23 protein-coding genes are annotated in these 20,003 nt (G+C 62.7%); 10 read left to right on the forward strand and 13 right to left on the reverse strand.

All coding sequences use genetic code 11. The annotated features are described in order from the left end of the window. Positions 1-3: 3 nt before the first annotated feature. From CHR90_RS17645 to CHR90_RS19320, 8 genes are all read right to left on the reverse strand, one after another. Positions 4-354: a hypothetical protein gene (locus CHR90_RS17645; protein ID WP_094410437.1), complete on the reverse strand. Its 351-nt coding sequence runs from the start codon at positions 352-354 to the stop codon at positions 4-6. 38 nt (positions 355-392) lie between these two features. Then, positions 393-899 (reverse strand): RebB family R body protein, encoded by a 507-nt coding sequence (locus CHR90_RS17650; RefSeq protein ID WP_094410438.1) that lies wholly within the window; start codon positions 897-899, stop codon positions 393-395. Between the two features lie 58 nt (positions 900-957). After that, positions 958-1,185, reverse strand: a complete 228-nt coding sequence (locus CHR90_RS17655) for a RebB family R body protein (RefSeq protein ID WP_094410439.1) — start codon at positions 1,183-1,185, stop codon at positions 958-960. 64 nt (positions 1,186-1,249) lie between these two features. Then, positions 1,250-1,522, reverse strand: coding sequence for a RebB family R body protein (locus CHR90_RS17660; RefSeq protein WP_094410440.1), 273 nt, complete (start codon positions 1,520-1,522; stop codon positions 1,250-1,252). A 57-nt stretch (positions 1,523-1,579) separates the two neighbouring features. Then, a complete protein-coding gene (locus CHR90_RS17665) occupies positions 1,580-1,849 on the reverse strand; it encodes a RebB family R body protein (RefSeq protein ID WP_094410441.1) in 270 nt (89 codons plus the stop codon). 43 nt (positions 1,850-1,892) lie between these two features. Continuing rightward, positions 1,893-2,162: a RebB family R body protein gene (locus tag CHR90_RS17670; protein ID WP_094410442.1), complete on the reverse strand. Its 270-nt coding sequence runs from the start codon at positions 2,160-2,162 to the stop codon at positions 1,893-1,895. 47 nt (positions 2,163-2,209) lie between these two features. Beyond that, on the reverse strand, positions 2,210-2,500 hold the full coding sequence (locus CHR90_RS17675) for a RebB family R body protein (RefSeq protein ID WP_094410443.1): 291 nt from the start codon (positions 2,498-2,500) through the stop codon (positions 2,210-2,212). Between the two features lie 87 nt (positions 2,501-2,587). Further along, on the reverse strand, positions 2,588-2,914 hold the full coding sequence (locus CHR90_RS19320; RefSeq protein WP_141210988.1) for a hypothetical protein: 327 nt from the start codon (positions 2,912-2,914) through the stop codon (positions 2,588-2,590). Positions 2,915-2,975: 61 nt separating this feature from the next. Here CHR90_RS19320 and CHR90_RS17680 point away from each other — a divergent pair, with 61 nt between their 5' ends. Next, positions 2,976-3,827 (forward strand): N-formylglutamate amidohydrolase, encoded by an 852-nt coding sequence (locus CHR90_RS17680; RefSeq protein ID WP_229671520.1) that lies wholly within the window; start codon positions 2,976-2,978, stop codon positions 3,825-3,827. A gap of 421 nt (positions 3,828-4,248) precedes the next feature. Here the strand turns inward: CHR90_RS17680 and CHR90_RS17690 are convergent, their stop codons facing one another. The 4 genes from CHR90_RS17690 to CHR90_RS17705 form a co-directional block, all read right to left on the reverse strand. Further along, positions 4,249-4,617 carry a DUF1850 domain-containing protein gene (locus CHR90_RS17690; RefSeq protein WP_094410446.1) on the reverse strand — a complete coding sequence of 123 codons (369 nt, stop codon included), beginning with the start codon at positions 4,615-4,617 and terminating at the stop codon, positions 4,249-4,251. Continuing rightward, entirely contained in the window at positions 4,614-6,740 is a 2,127-nt protein-coding gene (locus tag CHR90_RS17695; protein WP_094410447.1) for a TRAP transporter permease, read from the reverse strand. The genes CHR90_RS17690 and CHR90_RS17695 overlap by 4 nt, the downstream gene beginning before the upstream one ends. 75 nt (positions 6,741-6,815) lie before the next feature. After that, a complete protein-coding gene (locus CHR90_RS17700) occupies positions 6,816-7,769 on the reverse strand; it encodes a TAXI family TRAP transporter solute-binding subunit (protein ID WP_094410448.1) in 954 nt (317 codons plus the stop codon). Positions 7,770-7,875: 106 nt separating this feature from the next. Beyond that, positions 7,876-9,201, reverse strand: a complete 1,326-nt coding sequence (locus CHR90_RS17705) for a hypothetical protein (protein WP_094410449.1) — start codon at positions 9,199-9,201, stop codon at positions 7,876-7,878. A 336-nt stretch (positions 9,202-9,537) separates the two neighbouring features. On the opposite strand from CHR90_RS17705, the gene CHR90_RS17710 reads away from it, so the two are divergent. Then, entirely contained in the window at positions 9,538-13,044 is a 3,507-nt protein-coding gene (locus tag CHR90_RS17710; protein ID WP_094410703.1) for an indolepyruvate ferredoxin oxidoreductase family protein, read from the forward strand. A gap of 45 nt (positions 13,045-13,089) precedes the next feature. On the opposite strand, the gene CHR90_RS17715 is transcribed toward CHR90_RS17710, so the two are convergent. Continuing rightward, a complete protein-coding gene (locus CHR90_RS17715; RefSeq protein WP_094410450.1) occupies positions 13,090-13,494 on the reverse strand; it encodes a hypothetical protein in 405 nt (134 codons plus the stop codon). Between the two features lie 218 nt (positions 13,495-13,712). On the opposite strand from CHR90_RS17715, the gene CHR90_RS17720 reads away from it, so the two are divergent. The 8 genes from CHR90_RS17720 to CHR90_RS17755 all read left to right on the forward strand — a co-directional run bounded on the left by CHR90_RS17720 (position 13,713) and on the right by CHR90_RS17755 (position 19,998). Then, a complete protein-coding gene (locus CHR90_RS17720) occupies positions 13,713-14,966 on the forward strand; it encodes an ABC transporter substrate-binding protein (protein WP_094410451.1) in 1,254 nt (417 codons plus the stop codon). Positions 14,967-14,971: 5 nt separating this feature from the next. Further along, positions 14,972-15,841, forward strand: coding sequence for a branched-chain amino acid ABC transporter permease (locus CHR90_RS17725; protein ID WP_229671521.1), 870 nt, complete (start codon positions 14,972-14,974; stop codon positions 15,839-15,841). Next, a complete protein-coding gene (locus tag CHR90_RS17730; protein ID WP_094410452.1) occupies positions 15,841-16,863 on the forward strand; it encodes a branched-chain amino acid ABC transporter permease in 1,023 nt (340 codons plus the stop codon). The genes CHR90_RS17725 and CHR90_RS17730 overlap by 1 nt, the downstream gene beginning before the upstream one ends. Next, complete coding sequence (locus CHR90_RS17735; protein WP_094410453.1) at positions 16,860-17,600, forward strand: ABC transporter ATP-binding protein; 741 nt, start codon at positions 16,860-16,862, stop codon at positions 17,598-17,600. Before CHR90_RS17730 ends, CHR90_RS17735 begins: the two co-directional genes overlap by 4 nt. Then, on the forward strand, positions 17,597-18,316 hold the full coding sequence (locus CHR90_RS17740; protein ID WP_229671522.1) for an ABC transporter ATP-binding protein: 720 nt from the start codon (positions 17,597-17,599) through the stop codon (positions 18,314-18,316). Before CHR90_RS17735 ends, CHR90_RS17740 begins: the two co-directional genes overlap by 4 nt. Positions 18,317-18,420: 104 nt before the next feature. Further along, entirely contained in the window at positions 18,421-18,828 is a 408-nt protein-coding gene (locus CHR90_RS17745) for a group III truncated hemoglobin (RefSeq protein ID WP_094410454.1), read from the forward strand. Then, positions 18,815-19,504: an alternative oxidase gene (locus CHR90_RS17750; RefSeq protein WP_094410455.1), complete on the forward strand. Its 690-nt coding sequence runs from the start codon at positions 18,815-18,817 to the stop codon at positions 19,502-19,504. The genes CHR90_RS17745 and CHR90_RS17750 overlap by 14 nt, the downstream gene beginning before the upstream one ends. 194 nt (positions 19,505-19,698) lie before the next feature. Further along, entirely contained in the window at positions 19,699-19,998 is a 300-nt protein-coding gene (locus CHR90_RS17755) for a type II toxin-antitoxin system RelE/ParE family toxin (RefSeq protein WP_229671523.1), read from the forward strand. The last annotated feature ends 5 nt before the right edge of the window (positions 19,999-20,003 follow it).

The following is a 20,003-nucleotide window of genomic DNA, read 5'->3' on the forward strand; positions in this document are numbered from 1 at the left end:
GCCTTAGCCCGATGGAAATTCTTTCAACACCGTTGCCGCCGCCGACCCGATATTGCCGAAGTCGGTTGTGGCATTGGTCATCATAGACTGTGCGAGGGTCATAGCCTTAGCGTATTTATCTTCCCCGGTAGCGAGATATTGCGCCATTGCAACCCCAACTGCCGTGGTGGCGATGGTGGAGATATTGCGCAGGGCATCGGCCGCATCCTGAACGGTGATCGCCGCCGTCTGCGCGACCGATTGATAGGCTTTCCCCGCGCCGCTGGTTAGCACCACCTGTGGGCTCATCGTCGCGGTTTGAACCTGATTGATGACATCAACGATCTGGGCGTTGACGGAGGTCGGGTCGGACATGGGGCCTCCCTAAGGCGGCAAAAGGGGAAGGGGGACGGCTAATTCTGAGTGCCGGGCGGCGTATCCTGCCCGGTATTGCTGGGCACGGTCGCGGCGGCAGCATCGGTGGCGAGTTGCTGAAGATCGGTCGTCGCGGTCGCGGCAACGGTCCCGCCGGTCGCAACCTGAGCCTTCAGCACGGCGATTGCCGCCTCGCCTTCTTTTAAGGCCGCCGCCGTCACTTGCTCTGGCGTTGGCGGCGTCCCCGGCCCCGGTAACGGCGCGACGGTGGGCGGCGGCGGGGCGGGCGGCGGCGGGGGCGCGGGCGGCAGGGGCAACGGTACCCCCAGCATGCGGGCGCAGGCCGCCGTTACGGCAGCAGAGCTGGTCATCCCGGCGTTCTGCTGGCGGTTGACGGCATTATACATCGCCATCCCCAGCGTCTCGACCATCACCGCATCGAGCATCGCAAACGCCTGGGACGGGCTTTGGCCCGTCAGCAGCGTCGCTGCGCCGGTGACCGTATCGACCACCCGGTTATTCACCGTTCCGACCAGATCGACCATCCTGAAATTCCCCTGCAAACAGGCCGCGACGCCCCAAGGTTCGCCCGGCTGAAAACGTTTAAGGCGGCTTTGTCATGCCCGCTGCCCCCGCCGAGATGATCATCGCCAGCACCTGGGCGAGCGCCGCCGTGCCAATCGTCTGCCCGCGCTGCTGGGCTGCGACGGCGTTATTCATCGCCAGCCCGATACTGTCGGCCATCGCGAGATAGGTCATGCCCATCGCAACCGATGGCGCGGTCCCCACCTCAAGCTCGACCGACCCGCTGGAAGACGCGGCACCCGCCATCGCCTTAGCCTCTCAGACGCGCGGGGGCGAAAGGGGACCGGGCGAGCCGATCCCCCAGACCAAATTAGACGAGGCCCAGCACTTCGCTGGTCGCAACGCCCGTGGTCGCCGTATCGAGGACCAGCAGGGTCGAGACCGCCTGGGTCGTCGAGGCCTGCATGGTCACATAGCTTTGCTGCGCGTTGTTGGTGGCATTATGGGCCGCGTTCGACAGCGCCTGGCTGGTTGCAACGAACAGATTGCCCATCGCAACCGCCGGGGCATCGCCCAGAACCTTGGTGTTGACCTGGGTGATCGAGTCGGTGATCTGGCTGTTGATCGAAGTCGGGAAGGCCATGCTTAAGGCTCCTTATGGATGGGTTTGAGAGGTCTGCAACCCCTTACGTATCCTCGTTTATTTGCCGAGGATCTTGGTGGTCGCCGCCCCGGTCGATGCGGTATCGAGGGAGTAGAGCAACGCCACCCCCGCCGTTGTCGCCGCCTGAGCGGTTACGAACATCTGCTGCTGGGCCATCGTCGCGTTATGGGCGGCATTCGCCAGCGCTTGTGCGGTCGCCTGGTAGAGATTCCCCATAGCGACCGCCGGCGAGATGGCGACAACCTGCGTATTGGCCTGGGTTACAGAATCAGTGATCTGATTGTTAACAGCAGTTGGGAAGGCCATGGGAAACCGTTCCTTATATCAGAAAACCAATCGGTTCCGCCGGTTAGGCCGACAGAATATCCTTGGTGGCAACGCCGGCTGCCGCTGTATCCAGCGAATAGAGCGTGGCAACGCCCATCGTGGTCGCGGCCTGGGTCGTGACATAGCTCTGCTGCTGGGCGTTGGTCGCGTTATGGGCCGCATTCGCCAGCGCCTGCGCCGTCGCCTGATAGAGATTGCCCATTGCAATGGCCGGGGCATCGCCCAGAACCTTGGTATTGGCTTGCGTTACCGAATCGGTGATTTGGCTGTTAACGGCTGTTGGGAAGGCCATGTTTTATATCCTTCTGAAGAAGCGGGACACCGGGGGTTGGCGAAGGATTAGCCGCCGAGGCCTTTCACACCGGTGCTGAGAATATCCTTGGTGGCAACGCCGGTGGCGGCCGTATCCAGCGAATAGAGCGTGGCGACACCCATCGTGGTCGCAGCCTGGGCGGTCACATAGCTTTGCTGCTGGGCATTGGTCGCGTTATGGGCGGCATTCGCCAAGGCCTGCGCCGTCGCCTGATAAAGGTTGCCCATCGCAATCGCCGGGGCGTCGCCCAGAACCTTGGTATTGGCTTGCGTAACGGAATCGGTGATCTGATCGTTGACGGAAGTCGGGAAAGCCATTGTCGTTCCTCACGGGGCTAAGCTCGCCTGCTGGCGAACGGGAAACAGCGCGACCACCCAGCCGGACCCGCACGGTCGCCAAATTGGTCACGGCTTAAGAATATCGACTCTCCCCGCCCAGGGATTGGCGCCAAGCGGCAAAAACCCTGCCGAACCTCCCAATTCTATCGGCAGAATCGCGCATCCTGGGCGCATCGGATCAGCGGTTTTGCCGTATGCTGCCCTCTTGATCCCGCTTAACACGAAGAAAACTCTATAACTCTCTTTTAAATAGAAAAATATCTTGGTATGAATGCGGGGAAATCCCGCATGATCGCCCCCGCCGCCCCGGCGCGGTAAAAAAATGCGTCTCCCTGCCGAATCCTGAACAGAGTCGGATGACAAGCCGCCCGATTTGTCCCATTTTTTTTCCATGAGCCGTGAGCGCCCCTTTCCCCCCCCCTCCCCGACCCCTTTGGCGTCGGAGGAAGCGGTTTTGGCAGTCCGGCGCCCGTTGCTGCAAACCGCCGCAATGGTTGTCTCATCGCCCCATAGTGGCACGAATTACCCGAATGATTTCGTCACCGGCTCGGCGCTCGACCCCCTCACCCTGCGGCGGTCGGAGGATAGTTTTGTCGATGACCTCGTGTCCGCCGCGCCGGACTTTGGATCGCCGCTGCTGAAAGCCCTGTTCCCGCGCGTTTATATCGACGTGAACCGCGAGCCCTACGAGCTAGACCCGCAGATGTTCCGCGAACCGCTGCCGGATTTCGTCAATGCCGCCAGTGCGCGCGTGGCGGCGGGCTATGGCACGATTGCCCGGATGGTAGCGACCGGGGCGGAAATCTACCGCGCCCCGCTGACCTTTGCCGAGGCGGAAGACCGGGTGCGGCGGCTGTATCGGCCCTATCACGCCGCGCTCGATGGGCTGGTCGATGAAACCTTGGCGCGCTTCCGCCGCTGTTTGCTGCTGGATTGCCATTCGATGCCGTCGGTCGGCAGTTCGGCGGAAAAGGACGCGGGCCGCATCCGCGCGGACATTATTCTCGGCGACTGCCACGGCACGAGCTGCGAGCGGGCGCTGACCGCCGAGGTGGCGGCCTTCTTCACCCGCGAAGGCTTCCGCGTGGTGCTGAACGATCCCTTCGCTGGGGGCTTCATCACCCGCAACCACGGTCGCCCGCGCCAGGGGCGGCACGCGCTGCAAATCGAGATCAACCGCGCGCTCTATATGAATGAGATGCGCCTCGAGCGCAGCGCCGATTTCCACGCCATCAAGGCCGTGATCACCCGCCTGCTCGGCTGGATTGGCCCGGTGGCAACGCAACTGCCGGGGGCGACGGGTTAAAGTCCGAAAGCGCGCTTCAGGGCTTTGAAGGGTTTGATACGGCAATCGCATTTACTATTCTTTTTGTCCGTTTCCTGACGCTGCGCCTCCCATTTCGCCGCCTCTGCCTGTCGGCGGCTAAGCTCCTCCTCCTCATCAATTTTGGTTCGCGCGTGGGGCAAGCTAGGCCCGCGATCAGGCACCCATACTAGGGGAGCAGGCCCCGCTAAGAAGGTTGGGCCTTGCATCTCATTCGGAGGTGGAGGGAAAACCGCTTGACCACCGGGCAGATAGGTAAACGTGATGGGTCTTTCCACACATCCTGCGACCAGCACTGCCAAACCAACGCTAAAAATATACCTTGAGAATCGTCCCATCCGTGCCCCCCTGCGCAGAGGAGCAACCTTAACGAGCAGACCCTAACCTCAGTCTCTCAGCGGGGTTAATCTTCGGTAAGCCGCCCCCCGCAAAGCGCAAGCCGCGCGGCCGTCTGCGGACGAAAACAGTCTGCAACATCACACAGCGCCCACTCCCCCGCCGCTCCGGACTGAGCCAACTGCACCTCCGGCACCCGCAGCAGTGGCGACCAGACCCAGAAGCGGCCTTGCTTGCGCGCCTCCGGTGGCGGCTCCATTCCGGCGCCGCTGCCTTCGATGCGCGCTTCGGCGAGGAGGAGATGATCCCCTTCCCGTCGCCACACTTCTTCCCAGGTGGTTTTCTGCACCGAATGGGTCCAACGCAGAGTGATTTCGGGGGCCTCGCTACGCCATAGCAAGGCTCCCGCCAGGGTTAGCAGGCAGAAGGCGCTCACGCCGCGTTGGGAACGGTCAGCGCGGGTTGGCGCTTCACCCGCCAACGGTGCCACGCTAAGAAGGCGACCGTTGCAGCAAACCCGGCTTCGTCGGTGATCGGCAGAGCCGCCACCAGCAGCAGGGCGATTATGGTGGCCGCCGTGCGTTCCCAGACCGACAGCCGCCCGAGCAGCCAACCGGTCGAGGCGGCGCCCCACAGCACGATGGCGACCAAGGCTTTCACGACGATATAGCCAACCGCGAGCGGGGTGACGTTGCTGCCTTGCAGCATCAGTTCCGGCGCGTAAACCGCCATAAACGGCACGACATAGCCCGCCGCGCCAATGCGGGTGGCGATCCAGCCGATTTCCATATGCCCGGCCTTGGCGATGGATTGCGCCGCCAGGGCCGCGAGCGCGACCGGGGGCGTCAAATCCGCCATGATGCCGAAGTAGAAGCAGAACATATGCGCGATCAGCGGCGGCACGCCCATCTTCTCCAGCACCGGCGCGGCGATGGAGGAGGTGATGATGTAGTTCGGAATGGTCGGCAGCCCGGTGCCCAGCACCAAACAGACGATCATCGTCAGCACCAAGGCAATCGCCAGATTATTCCCGGCGAGATCCAAGATCATCCCGGCAACCGTGGTTGCGAGACCGGTCAGGGTCATGATGCCGATGAGAATACCGACGAGCGCGCAGGCGACGCCGACGCCCAGCGCTGATTTCGCGCCATCGGCCAACCCATCGAGCAGCAGCCGCAGGGTGTCCCAGCCCTTCATCGCGGCGCAGACCACGACCATCAGCGCGACGCCGAGCATTAGCGTCGCCGCGATGGACAGCGCACCGGATGCCGCCAGCGCCCCTAAGGCGGCGCCCAAGGAAATCCAGGCAATCGCCCGCATCGGGCCAGACGCAACCATACCGAAGCTCGCCCCGCCCAGGATCAAGAGGATCGTCAAACTAAGGCCGACCACCCCGGCGAATAGAGGCGTGAAGCCGGAGAACAGCATATAGACCAGTGCCGCCAACGGCAGGGCCAGATGCCAATTGCGTTTCAACGACGCCCAAACGGCGGGCCGTTGATCGGCGGGCAGGCCCTTCAGCCCATATTTCCCAGCCTCCAGATGCACCATCCAGAAAGCGGAGAAATAATAGAGCAGCGCCGGAATAATCGCCGCCAGGGCGATTTCGGCATAGGGCAGTTCCAACCGCTCGGCCATGATGAAGGCCACCGCGCCCATCACCGGCGGCATGATCTGCCCGCCCATGCTGGCCGTCGCCTCCACCGCCCCGGCAAAAGCCGGGCGATAGCCGAAGCGGATCATCAGCGGAATGGTGAACTGCCCCGTGGTCAGCACATTGGCGACGCCCGAGCCGTTGATCGTTCCCATCAGGCCGGAGGAGATGACCGCCACCTTGGCCGGTCCGCCCTTGGTATGGCCGACCGTGCCGAGGGCCACATCATTGAACAGCCCGATCATCCCAGCCTTTTCCAAAAAGGCGCCAAACAAGATGAAGAGAAAGATGAAGGTGGCGGAAACCGCCGTCGGCGTACCGTAAATCCCTTCGGTACCGAACGACAGCGTATCAATGACCTGCACCCAATCGAAGCCACGATGCAGGAAAGGTTCGGGCAGAGAACGCCCCCAAATGGCGTAAGGAATAAAAACGACGCACAGAATGGGTAAGGCCCACCCCATGATCCGGCGTGCCCCTTCCACCAGCAAAATCAACGCCAGCACGCCGACAACCAAATCAACCTGATTGGGGTCTCCGGCCCGTTGGATCAGATCGCCCTCGAACACCCATTGATAGAAGCCGATGGCGAGCGCCAAGCCCCCAAGCGCCCAATCCCACAGCGGCGGCGCCGCATGCCCGGTTTTCGATGGCTGAAAGCGGAACAACGCAAAGGTCAAAAACAGCAGTCCACCGACATGCAGCGCCCGCACCACAATCGAAGAAACCGGGCTGAAAGCCGCCGTATAAATTTGCCAAAGCGCGAAGAGAATGGCGGCGGCCCAAACGATCTTGCCCGGTAAACCGTCGAGCTTCAGATGGGCGGCAGGATTTTCGGGATCAGCCATCGGCGCTTCGGTCAGCGGTTGATGGTCGAAAGCCCCGGGGGTGGATGGGGTCGTCATGGGCGGCACCGGACTTAAGAGCGAGGAGATGCAAAACGGGGAGGGGTCATCCCCCTCCCCGATCTTCGGCGGCGGTTACTTCACCAGCCCTTTTTCGCGGTAAAACTTCTCGGCGCCCGGGTGCAGCGGCACAGGCATCCCGGCGACGGCCTTATCGAGCTTAATGTCCTTGGCGGCGGCATGGGCGGATACCATCCCGTCAAGATTGTCGAATAGGCTTTTCGTCATGCCGTACACAACATCGTCCGGCACGCCCGCATGGGTGACGAGGAAGTTGTTGATGGCGGCGGTCGGCGTCGGCGCGTCCTGGCCTTTATACGTGCCAGCGGGAATCGTACCGGGCTGATAGGCGGCATCGCCGATCTTAGCGATCACCTCGGGCGGAACGGCAACGACGGTAATATCGACCGAGGTGGCGAGATCCTTGATCGAGGCAACGCCGAGGCCTGCCGACTGTAAGGTGGCATCAAGCTGGCGGTTCTTCATCAGATCGACCGATTCGCCAAACGCGAGATATTCGACCTTGGCAAAATCGGAATATTGCAGCCCGGCAGCGTTTAGAATGGCGCGGGCGTTAAGCTCGGTCCCCGATTTCGGCGCGCCAACCGAAATGCGCTTACCCTTAAGGTCCGCCAGCGTCTTGATGCCGGAAGACGCGTTGGCGACGATCTGGATATAATTGGGATAGATGCTCGCAACGCCGCGCAGCTTTTGCAGGGGCTTGGGATAGCCCGCGTCGGCAACGCCCGTCCAGGCCTGCGACAGCGCATCGCCTAGGGTGAAGCCAATCTCGCCCTTACCCGCTTCCAGCAGATTGAGGTTCTCGACCGAGGCTTTTGTGGCCTGGACCGAGGTTTTCGACCCCGGCAAGCTTTTGCCGTAAATCTGCGAGAGCGCCACCCCCAAGGGGTAATAAACGCCCGACGTGCCGCCCGTCAGCACATTCACGAACGTTTGCGCTTGGGCGGACCCCGACACGGCAATCGCCAGCGCGAACCCAGCCCCCAGCAGCTTCTGTTTGAACCGCATCACGTTTTCTCCCTAACCCTTTTGACCAAGCCTGTCGGATTGCTTCCGATCTGTTGAAAGAAGCTTACGGGTTCCCCTGGGGGGTCCGCAAGTAAGCCTTCGCGGGTCACGGCGCCCCGCGCGGCGCAACCCGGCTGCTCAGCGGTGCCGGGGTATACTCCGGCTCGAAACTGCACCCCGGCCCGAACATCGCCTCGGCGGCCTTGCAACGGGCGGCGACGCCGGTGGGGGTCGGCTTTTCGCCCTTGTCCACCCAGTCCAGCAGCGCGCCCATCAGGGCCGGGTAGGTTGGATCGCTGATATAGCTATGGGTGCCTTTGGCGGTGAAGGTTTGTACCAGATGATCCGCTGTTCCGGCGCGGGTCATCGTCTCTTTGAACTGCGCATCAAGCTCGGCGAAGGCGGTCGGATCGCTGATCCATTTGACCGTCAGCACCGGCACGGGGATCGCACCTTGCGGGTCGGTATCCTCGGCGAACTGGCGCAGGGCGATCGGATCGGCTTTGACCCGTACCACCCCGGCATTCAGCGCCGCATCATCATCGGACCCGGTGTAGCGCACGCCGTCATTACCGAAAGGGCTGGCCCCGCCGGTACGTTTGCTCACGATGTCGCGAAAATGGAAGGTCGCCCAATTGAGATGCGACTGGATTGAGGATGCTGGGATTTTGAGGATCTTTTCGATCTGCGCCGCTTTCTTCTGTTGCTCCGGCGAGCGCTCGGCCACGGGCTTGTCGAGCGCCAAACAGTCGGACACGCGCTTACCGACCTCCGCCCCCATCATCTTTACATCGACCGGCAGCCCGATGTTCAAGGGATAGGCCGCCTCGTCGGGGCGCGGGTGGTTGCCGCAGTAATATTGATAGACCGCGCGCAGATCGAGCCGGAAGTCGTAGGAGCGGGAGCCGCCGCCGAGCACGCCGCTGGTCAGCAGCACCCCATCGTAAGGCCGAGTGCCGAGGGTTTTCTCCGTAAACATCTCCCCGCCACGCGCGGCGACACTCGCCCCCCAGGATTGGCCGTGTAGGATGGTCCGGCGCGGTTTGCCGAGCAGGTCGAGGGCGATCCCGCGCAGCCGTTCGGTATCTTCCGCCGCCGCCCGCACTTCAACGCCGCCTTGCCGAAAGCTCGATCCCGCCCAGGCATGCCCCGCTTTCACCATGATTGCCCAGCGCGTCAGGTCTTCCGCCGTGCGGTCCAGCGACGGCGGCCCAAGTTCCGGCCCACCGTGGGCGTGCAGGACCAAAACGCCCGACCAATCCTTCGGCACGGCCAGCATATAGAAGGCCCCAGCGCTATCTTGGCCGGAAAAACACTGCGCCGTCTCCGGCACCTCCTTTGGGCAGGCCGCCGGTTGCGGCTTGGTTTCAGCGGCCTGGGCAGAAATCGCCAGCAGTGCCGCCCCCCAGACGGAACAGGTCAAGAGCTTCATTGTTTCTCTCCCAAAAGCCGCGCATGCCGGGTTCTTTCCGGTCTGTTGGCGGCCAGCTTAGGGGCGGGATCGGGCGGCATGCAACCGCGCCCCGCGACCTTTCGCCCCATCTGCGGAAATCCACAAGTCTAGTTTACGTCAACGTCAGGTTTTTTTAGGACAAAACCCCTGCCCTGACGGGACAGAAGCGCATCGTGAAACCGCGCTGAAAGACGCTTCATTGCTTTTTTTTGAACCCCGAAAACGCCGATTGCCGGGCTGCCGAGGCGTGCCTACAGTCGAAAGAAACAAAAAAACCTAGCCGCACGCAGGGTCATGGAACCGAAGGGGGAAGCGATGGGTATTCCGGCAGCACGCGGGGCGCAGACGCTCGCGACCGTCAGCCTAGAAGACAAGTATACCGTCGAAAGCGGCCGCATCTTTTTGACCGGCACGCAGGCGCTGGTTCGGCTGCCGCTGATGCAGCGCGCGCGCGACCGGGCGGCGGGGCTTAATACCGGCGGCTTTATCTCCGGCTATCGCGGCTCGCCGCTGGGCGGGGTCGATAAGGCGCTGTGGGATGCCCGCAAGTTTCTGAAAAACGGCAATATTACCTTCGAGCCGGGCCTGAACGAAGATCTGGCCGCCACCGCCGTTTGGGGGTCGCAGCAGGTCAACCTGTACCCCGATGCCACGGTCGATGGCGTTTTCGCCATGTGGTACGGCAAAGGGCCGGGCGTTGACCGGTCGGGCGACGTGTTCAAACACGCCAATAACGCCGGCACGTCGAAGCACGGCGGCGTGCTGGTGCTGGCGGGCGACGATCACACCTGCAAGTCCTCCACCCTGCCCCATCAGTCCGAATATGCCTTTATGGATGCCTCCATCCCGGTGCTGAACCCGGCGGGGGTGCAGGAAATCCTCGATTACGGCATGATTGGCTGGGCGATGAGCCGCTATTCCGGCCTTTGGATCGGCATGAAGACCATCGCCGAATCGGTCGATAGTTCCGCATCCGTCTATGTCGATCCGCTGCGCGCCCTGCCGGTGATGCCGACCGACTTCGAATTTCCGCCCGACGGCGTGCATATCCGCTGGCCGGATAAGCCGCTGGCCCAGGAAATGCGGCTGCACAAATATAAGCTCTACGCCGCCCTAGCCTTCGCGCGCGCCAATAAGCTCGATCAGATCATGATCGACAGCCCGAAGCCCCGCTTCGGGATCGTCACCACCGGTAAATCCTACCTCGATGTCCGCCAGGCGCTCGACGATCTCGGCATCGACGAGGATTTGGCCGCCGAGATTGGGTTGCGCGTCTATAAGGTCGCCATGTCCTGGCCGCTGGAACGCGAAGGCGCCCGCCATTTCGCCGAGGGGCTGGAAGAAATTCTGGTCGTCGAAGAAAAGCGCGCCGTCATCGAAAACCAGCTTAAAGAGCAGCTTTATAACTGGCGGGAAGACGTGCGCCCGCGCGTCATTGGCAAGTTTGATGAGGAGAAGAATTGGATTCTCCCCTCCCCCGACGAACTGACCCCGGCGCGCATCGCCCGCGTTATCGCCAAACGCATCGCACGGTTTTACAAAAGCGAGCGGATCGACCAGCGCTTGGCCTTCCTCGAAGCTAAGGAAAAGCAGCTTGCGGGGCTGAAGACCGAAATTGCCCGCGTCCCGACCTTCTGTTCCGGCTGCCCGCACAATAGCTCGACCAAAGTGCCGGACGGCAGCCGCGCCGTTGGCGGCATCGGCTGCCATTACATGGTCACTTGGATGGATCGGAAGACCGAAACCTTCACCCAAATGGGCGGCGAAGGCGTGCCCTGGGTTGGCCAATCGCCCTTTACCAAGACCAAGCATATTTTCGCCAATCTTGGCGACGGCACCTATCAGCACTCCGGCCTGCTGGCGATCCGCGCCGCCATCGCGGCGAAGGTGAATATTACCTATAAGATCCTGTTCAACGATGCGGTCGCCATGACCGGCGGCCAGCCCCATGATGTACCGCTGTCGGTGCCGCAACTGACCCGGCAGCTTTCGGCAGAAGGCGTGCGGCAGGTGCGCGTCGTTACCGACGAGCCGGAGAAATACCCGTCCGACGCCGGGTTCGCCCCGGGTGTGACCGTGCACCACCGCGACGATCTCGATCAGGTTCAGCGCGATATCCGCGAAATCGAGGGCGTGACCGCCATCGTCTACGATCAGACCTGCGCCACCGAAAAGCGCCGCCGCCGCAAGCGCGGCCTGATGGTCGATCCGCCCAAGCGCACGATCATCAACGATCTCGTCTGCGAAGGCTGCGGCGACTGCGGCGAACAGTCGAACTGCGTATCGATCCTGCCGCTGGAAACCGAGTTTGGCCGCAAGCGCACCATCGACCAATCGACCTGCAATAAGGATTTCTCCTGCGTCAAAGGCTTCTGCCCCAGCTTCGTCACCGTGAAGGGCGGCCAGTTGCGCAAGCCGAAGGCCGCGAAGGAAGAAGCCTGGGCAGAACTGCCGGAACCCACCGTCGCCCCGCTGTCGCCGGTCTATTCGGTGCTGGTCACCGGCGTCGGCGGTACCGGCGTCGTCACCATCGGGGCACTGCTGGGGATGGCGGCGCACCTCGACGGTAAGGGCGTTGCGGTGCTCGATATGACCGGGCTCGCGCAGAAGGGTGGTGCCGTCTACTCGCATATCCGGGTTGCCGAAAAGCCGGGCGATATTCATGCCGTCCGCATTCCTGCCGGGGAAGCCGATCTGGTATTGGGCGCCGATGCGCTGACCACGGGCACTTTCGATAGTCTTGCGAAAGTGCGCGGCGATCAAACCCGCGTGGTGCTGAACAGTTTTGAAAGCATGCCGTCCGACTTTACCCGCAAGCCGGACCTGCGCTTCCCCACCGGTTCCTTAATGCAAGCGGTGACGGAAGCGGCCGGCACGGGCGACCATCTGCAAGTGCTGGACGCAACGCGCCTCGCGACCGCCCTGATGGGCGATTCCATCGCGACCAATGCCTTCCTGCTCGGGTTCGCCGCGCAAAAGGGTTGGCTGCCGGTCAGCCTTTCGGCACTGGAACGGGCGATTGAACTCAATGGCGTCTCGATTGGCTTCAACAAGAAAGCCCTGCTGTGGGGCCGCCGCGCTGCCGTCGATCTCGCCGCCGTCGAAGCCGCTGCGAAGCCCGCCGCGACGGGCGGGTCGCAGAAGCTGTCGGAAAGCTTGGCCGAGATGGTCGCCCGCCGGGTGGATTTCCTGACCCAGTATCAGGATGCCGCCTATGCCGACCGCTATAAATCCTTGGTCGCCCGCACCGAAGCGGTCGAGCAGCATATCGCCCCGACGTCGGACGCGCTGACCCGTGCCGTTGCGCGCTATGCCTTCAAACTGATGGCGATCAAAGATGAGTATGAAGTGGCGCGGCTTTATACCGACGGCAGCTTCGCCAAGCAGGTCGCGGCGCAGTTCGAGGGCGATTACACGCTGGAATTCAACCTCGCCCCGCCGATGATTGCCGAAAAGGATGCCACGACCGGCCATCTGAAGAAAAAGGCCTATGGTCCGTGGATGCTAACCGCTTTCAAGGCGCTGGCGAAGTTGAAGGGCCTGCGTGGCACCGCCTTCGATGTCTTTGGCAAAACCGAAGAGCGCAAAATGGAACGCCGCCTGCGCGACGAATATCTGAAGCGGGTGGAAGAGGTGCTGCGCAGCGTAACCCCGGCGAAACTGCCAACCGCCGTGGCGCTGCTCTCGGTACCGGAGCAGATTCGCGGCTTCGGTCACGTCAAAGAGGCCCATGTGGCGAAGGCGGAGGCGCTGACGCAAAAGCTGCTGGCGGAGTATCAAAACCCCGCCCCGCAAACGCCGGTCGCGGCAGCGGCAGAGTAAAGGATGAGGCGGGGACGATCTCCCCGCCTCTCGCTTTTAAGCCGATTAGGACTTCGCAAACGCCCCCGTCACCGTCGCGCCCTGACCATCTGCGGAGGCTGCAGAGATCGACCCAAGGTTGGTGCTGCCCCCCGTGAAGGTGATCACGGCATTGTTATTGCTCTCGGGATCGGTCCCGAACTTGATCGTCGCCGTCACGGAATTGGCGGCGGTATATTGCGCCAGCGCACTGCCGCTGACCGTTAGCCGCGCCTCGAACTCGGTCTGGCTAAAGCCCTGGATCGTATCGCCCGGCGTGGACGCAAAGGCGCCCGTGAAGGTGTAATTCGCCTGCCCGCCGACATCGGTATAGTCGAAAAACACCGATAGGCTGTTGCTCACGGCGTGATAGGTCACAAAAACATCGGGCTGCGCGACCGCAGCACCGGCCTGAAGGATCGCCTCGGACATCAGAACCTCCTTATGAAAGTCGGGGAAACGCTATCTCGGCGCGAGCGCAGTGCGATCAACACCCGCAAAACTATTATCATATTGAGATATGATTAACCAGCTTACTGAGGCATCCTGGTTTTTCCCGACCGCCGCGACGACACATCCCTTGGCAAGCGCTGGCTGATCCGCCAGGATCGGCAGGCCTATTGACCAATAATGAGCCGAGGGGGGAAAGCATGTCGTCCGACCTACAGGGAAAGCTGGGGCTTAGCCGCCGTCAGGTGCTGATCGGCGCCGCCGGACTGGGCGCCACCAGCCTGATCGGTGCCCCCGCCTTGGCACAAAGCAGCGGCGGGCCGCTGAAGATCGGCGTGCTGCTGCCACGTTCCGGCATTCTGGCCCAGGCCGGTCAATCCTGCGCCCGGGCGGAAGCCATCGGCGCCTCGGTGCTGAAAGGCCTCGGCTATTCGGTGGAGATCATCGCGGCCGATACCGAATCGAACACCGATACCGCCCGCGCCCGCGCCGAAAAGCTGATCAACGACGGCGCGCATTTGATCGTCGGCGCGTTTGACAGCGGCCAAACCGGCGCCGCCGCCCAAGTCTGCGAACAGCGCGGCATTCCGCTGGTCGTCAATATCGCCGCCGCGCCGCAATTGACCGAACAGGGGTATAAAACCCTGTTCCGCAATTTCCCGACCTCGATCGACCTTGTGAAAAACGCCTTCCCGCTGATGAAGGATGTTTTCGCCACCGCCGGAAAAACGCCGACGAAGGCGCTGTTCCTGCACGCCAACGATACCTTCGGCATGGCCAATAAGGCCGCCTGGGACAAGCTATTCCCCGATGCCGCCATGCCGTTCAGCATGCTGGAGCCGATTTCCTACGATCCGAAAGCCCAGGATCTATCGGTCGAGGTTGCCAAGGCGAAAGCCAGCGGGGCGGAGCTTGTCATCGTCACCACCCGCGCCGCCGATGCGATTTTAATCGTGCGCGAAATGGTGAAGCAGCGCTTCGAGCCGCAAGCGATCATGAGCCCCGGCTCGCCCGGTCTCTATGACGAGCAGTTCTACAAAGTTCTCGGCAAATATTCCGATTACGCCACCACTATTCTGCCCTGGTACGATCCGAAGGGATCGCTCAGCCAGCAGGTGCAGGCGGAATTTGGCAAACTGTTCCCACGCGATAAGTTCGAAGGCCATGCCTTCAACATCGGCTGCACGCTCGATGCCCTGCTGGTCGCCGCCGATGCCCATAAGCGCGCGGGCAGCACCGCCGCCCCGGCGCTGTTGGACGCGCTGCGCGCCACCAAGCTCGATACCCATATGATGATCGGCCCGGCCATCACCTTCGATGCCAAGGGGCAAAACGTCAATTTCTCCAGCGCCGTCGTGCAGAACCTCGACCAGCGCCCGACCGTGGTGCTGCCGAAGGGATCGGCGGAAAAGGCCCCGGTCTTCCCGGTGCCCGGCTGGCAAGCCCGAGGGTAAGCGGAGTGTCTTGGACGCTCTATGCCGGAACGATCAGTTCCGGCATTTTGACCGGCTTGGTCTATGGCCTTGCGGCCATGGGCCTGTCGGTGATTTTCGGCGTTGTCCGCCTCGTCAATTTCGCCCACGGCGAGATGATGGTGCTGGGCATGTTCGCCGCCGTACTGCTGGCCACCGCCTGGGGCATCGACCCGCTGCTAAGCGCCCTGCCGGTGGCGGGCCTGCTGTTTCTAGCGGGCTATGGGCTGCAACGGGGCTTGCTCAACCGCTTCATCGACCGGCCCGATCACCAGCAGTTCATTCTGCTATTGGGGATCGCAATGATCCTGGTGAATGGGCTGTTGATGGTCTTCGGGCCGGATGCGCGCAGCACCAACGTCCCCTATGGCTTCGATGCGTTTTTCCTGGGCGACATTTCGCTGGATAAGACCCGCGTTTATGCCGCCACCGGCGCACTGATCGTTGCCGCAGCGCTGTACGCCTTCTTCCGTTTTAGCCGCACCGGCATCGCTATCCGCGCCTGTGCCGATAATCAATTGGGGGCGGCGGTCGTCGGGCTGAACGTCAAAGGCCTTTACGCCACCACCTTCGGCATCGGTTCCGCCGTCGTCGGGATTGCCGGGTGTCTGATGAGCCTGGTCATCGACGTGCGCCCGCAGTTGGCCGCCGAATATACGCTGCTGAGCTTCATCATAGTCATCGTCGGCGGTCTCGGCAGTATGGGCGGCGCCCTGTTGGGCGGGGTGCTGATCGGCGTTTCGGAAGCCTTGGCGGGCGTGCTGATCGACCCGTCGCGCAAGCAGATGGTGTCATACGGCCTGCTAATTTTGGTGCTGCTGATCCGCCCGCAGGGCCTGTTGGGGAAGCGCGCGTAATGGCCCTGAATGACCTGTTTGCGGGCGTTACCCCGCGCGGTAAGATCGCCTTCACGGCGGGCCTCGGCGCGCTGCTGCTGCTGCCGGAAGCCGCGAATTCCTACTGGATTTCCATCTTTACGCTGATCTTCTGGTTCGCCTATGTCGGCCAGGCCTGGAATGTGATGATGGGCTTTGCCGGGCAATTGTCGCTCGGTCACGCGCTCTATGTCGGCCTCGGCGGCTATGGGGCGGCGGCGCTGTATCTGCACCTGGGCCTCGGGCCATGGATTGGTATGCTGGTGACGGTGCCAATTTGCGCCATCGTCGGCATGATTATCGGCTGGCTCGGCTTCCGCTTCGGGGTGCGCGGCGTGCATTTCGCCTTGCTGACGATTGCCTGCGCCGAATTCACCCGCGTTGCCTTCGATCACATTACCTCGGTCGGCGGATCGGGCGGGCTGTTCCTGCCGGTGGTCAGCGGCGGAAATAACCTGTGGGCGCTGCGCGGCGCGCCGGAGCTTTATTATTATACGATGCTGGTGCTGGCCCTCGGCGCGCTCGCCCTCTGCCGGATCGTGACGCGCACGCGCCTCGGCTATTTCTGGCTGGCCCTGCGCGAGAACCCCGATGCCGCCGCCGCCCTCGGTATTCCGCTGCTGCGCGTAAAGCTGCTGGCCGTCGGCCTGTCTGCCGGGATGACCGCCATCGGCGGCGTCTTTTATGCCTTCTATTACAATAACCTATTCCCGGATCAGATTTTCTCGATGGGCCGGTCCATCGAAATCCTGCTCGGCCCGATTATCGGCGGCATCGGCACGGTCTTCGGCCCGATCTTGGGCGCGATGCTGCTCACCCCCATCGGCGAGGCCACCAACCTGTTGCTCGAAGCCCTTGGGGTCGCCCTTCCCGGCACCAAACAGGTGATTTATGGGTTGGCCCTGGTGCTGATCATTCTGCTGCGCCCGGCGGGGATTTGGCCGTGGCTGGCGGTCAAAGCCGGTCTGGTCGTACCGCCGGGGGACGAGGAGGCGCCACAATGAGCCTGTCCCTCACCGTAACCGGTCTCACGAAGCGCTTTCGCGGTCTGCTGGCGGTCAGCGACGTTAGCTTTACCGTCCCGGCGGGCAAGATCGTGGCGCTGATCGGCCCCAATGGCGCCGGAAAAACCACCTGCTTCAACCTGATCGCCGGGGTTTTTCCGCCCGATAGCGGCAGCGTAACCCTGGGCGGGCGCGACGTGACCGGCTTTCGCCCCGATCAAATGTGTGCCGCCGGAATTGGCCGGACCTTCCAGATCGTGAAACCCTTCGCCGGGCTGTCGGTGCTGGAAAATGTTCTGGTCGGCGCGCTGCACCGGGAAAAGCGCGTCCCTGCCGCCCGGGCCAATGCGCTGGCCGTCCTGGAGCTGCTTGGTCTCGATCCGCAGGCCCATAAGCTCGCGGGTTCCCTAACCCTGCCCGACCGCAAACGGTTGGAAGTGGCGAAAGCCTTGGCGACCCAGCCGCAACTGCTGCTGCTCGATGAAGTGATGGCGGGCCTGCGCCCGACCGAGACCGATGCGATGGTGGCGACCCTGCGCGACCTGAACGCCCGCACCGGCATCACCATTCTGCTGATCGAACATGTGATGCGCGCCGTGATGGCGCTGGCCGAACAGGTGATCGTGTTGGATCAAGGCCGCAAGCTGGCCGAAGGCACACCGGCGCAGGTGACCAACGACCCGCGCGTGATCGAAACCTACCTGGGCCACGACATCCCGGAAGGAGCGGCGCCGTGAGAGAAGCGGGCAGCCTGATCGTCGATACCCTGTCGGTCGCCTATGGCGATGCGCTGGCGCTCGACGGCGTTTCCCTATCGGTGCAAAGCGGCGAAGTCACCACCCTGATCGGCACCAATGGCGCGGGCAAGACCACGCTGATTCGCGCCATTGCCGGGCTGCTGCCGGTGCGCAGCGGGCAGGTGAGCTTCGACGGGCGCGATATTACCGGGCGCCCCAGCCATCGTATCTGCGATCTTGGCATCGGTCAGGTGGCCGAGGGGCGGCAGGTCTTCCCCACGCTATCCGTGCGGGAAAACCTGCTGATGGGCGCCGTTATCCCGCGCGCCCGCGCCCTGGCCGACGAAACCTATGCCGCCATGCTGGACCTCTTTCCGCGTTTGCAGGAACGGCTGCACCAAGCCGCCGGAACCCTGTCGGGCGGCGAACAGCAAATGCTCGCCATCGCCCGCTGCCTGATGGGCCAGCCGCGCCTGATTATGTTCGATGAACCGTCCCTCGGCCTATCGCCCGCGATGGTCGGGGAAGTCTTCCGCATCATCCGCCGTCTGAAAGACCAGGGCATGACGATCATTCTGGTCGAACAGAATGTCGCCGCCTCCCTGGCACTCGCCGATCAAGCCTATGTGCTGGAGACGGGGCGCATCACCCTCAGCGGCACGGGGCAGACGCTGCTGCGCGACCCGCGCGTGCGGGAGGCGTATTTAGGGCTTTAGCGCGTTTTTCAGGGGGCAGCCATTCACCCCTAGCGGCTGCAATTCAGTTGCAGATGCAGGCCACTCAAAATACGGTACTTCATATACCGCTTTTGGAGCGTCCCATGCTTGCCGACCCCGACCTGACCGAAGCCGATCTTGAGCGTCTGGTGACCCGCTTCTACGCCGCCGTGCGGGCCGATGCCGACCTCGGCCCGATCTTCAACGACGCCATCGCCGACTGGCCCCACCACCTGGGAAAACTGTCTGCCTTCTGGTCGTCGGTCATGTTACTGTCGGGCCGGTATCATGGGCGTCCTATGCAGGCGCATCTTCTTCACGCCGACCGGATCACGCCCGAGCTGTTTGGGCGCTGGTTGGCCCTTTGGTCGGACACAACCGACGCCCTCTTTCCGCCCGCCGTCGCCGCCCGCTTGCAAGAGAAAGCCCGGCGCATCGGCGATAGTTTGCAGATGGGCCTCAGGTTCTACGCCGACCCTACCCGAAAGGCACCGCATCATGACCACGCCTGACGTCGATCTGACCCTCCACCACCCCGCCCACGGCTTGAGCGACCGCTTTGCCCTGGCCGTAACCAAGGTTCTGCGCTGGGGCGCCGATACTTTCTTCGCCAAACGCTACGGCAACCGCGCGATTGTGCTGGAAACCGTGGCCGCCGTGCCGGGCATGGTGGGCGCGACGCTCCAGCACCTTAAATGCCTGCGCCGCATGCAGGACGACCGCGGCTGGATTCGCACCCTGATGGACGAAGCCGAAAACGAGCGGATGCACCTGATGACCTTCATCGCCATCGCCAAACCAAGCTGGTTCGAGCGCTTGGTGGTGCTAGGGGTGCAATGGGTCTTCTACTTGGGCTTCTTCGGCCTCTATCTCCTCAGCGCCCGCACCGCCCACCGGCTGGTCGGGTACTTCGAGGAAGAAGCCGTGGTGAGTTACACACGCTATCTGGCCGAAATCGACGCAGGCCATACGCCGAACGTCCCCGCGCCGGAGATCGCCAAAAAATACTGGGGCCTACCCGACGATGCCACCCTGCGCGACGTGGTGATCACCATCCGCGCCGACGAGGCCCACCACCGCGACATGAACCACGGCTTCGCCGGTGACCTCGCGGGCCAGCCCTTCGACCCGGCCAGCCTGCGCGTGGCACCGCATCATCAGCCGTTGGAAGGGGTGGTGCGGTCTTAACTCCGCTAACGCGCGCGGGGGACTTCCCCCGCTCCCCCGGCCCAAGGGGCGCGCCCCTTGGGGAACCCGGTTCTACCAACCGCCGACCAAGGGCGTAGCCTCGACAATCAACGCAAGCAAACGTCCGCGCGAACGGTATAGATTTATTCAAAATCGTAAAGCGTCACTTGACGGCGAACGGCTCAACTGAGATAATGAGGCTCGTGAAGATCAGGAATGTGATCCATCGGGGCTTACGCGCCTTCATCGAGCGGGATGACGCAAGCGGCCTTCAGCCTGCCGTCGCGGCCAAACTCCGCCTTATCCTCTCCTTTCTCCAAGATATGGCGCGCGAGGAGGAGTTGCGGGCGATCCCCAGTTGGAAAGCGCACCAGCTTAGCGGCGACCGCAAGGGAACCTGGAGCCTTTCCGTTACGAAGAATTGGCGGCTCACGTTTCGGATCGATCAGGCTGAGATCGAAATCATCGACCTCAATTACGAAGATTATCACTAGGAGGC

Origin of the sequence: Elstera cyanobacteriorum, from assembly GCF_002251735.1 — a bacterium.
Classification (GTDB): Bacteria; Pseudomonadota; Alphaproteobacteria; order Elsterales; family Elsteraceae; genus Elstera; species Elstera cyanobacteriorum.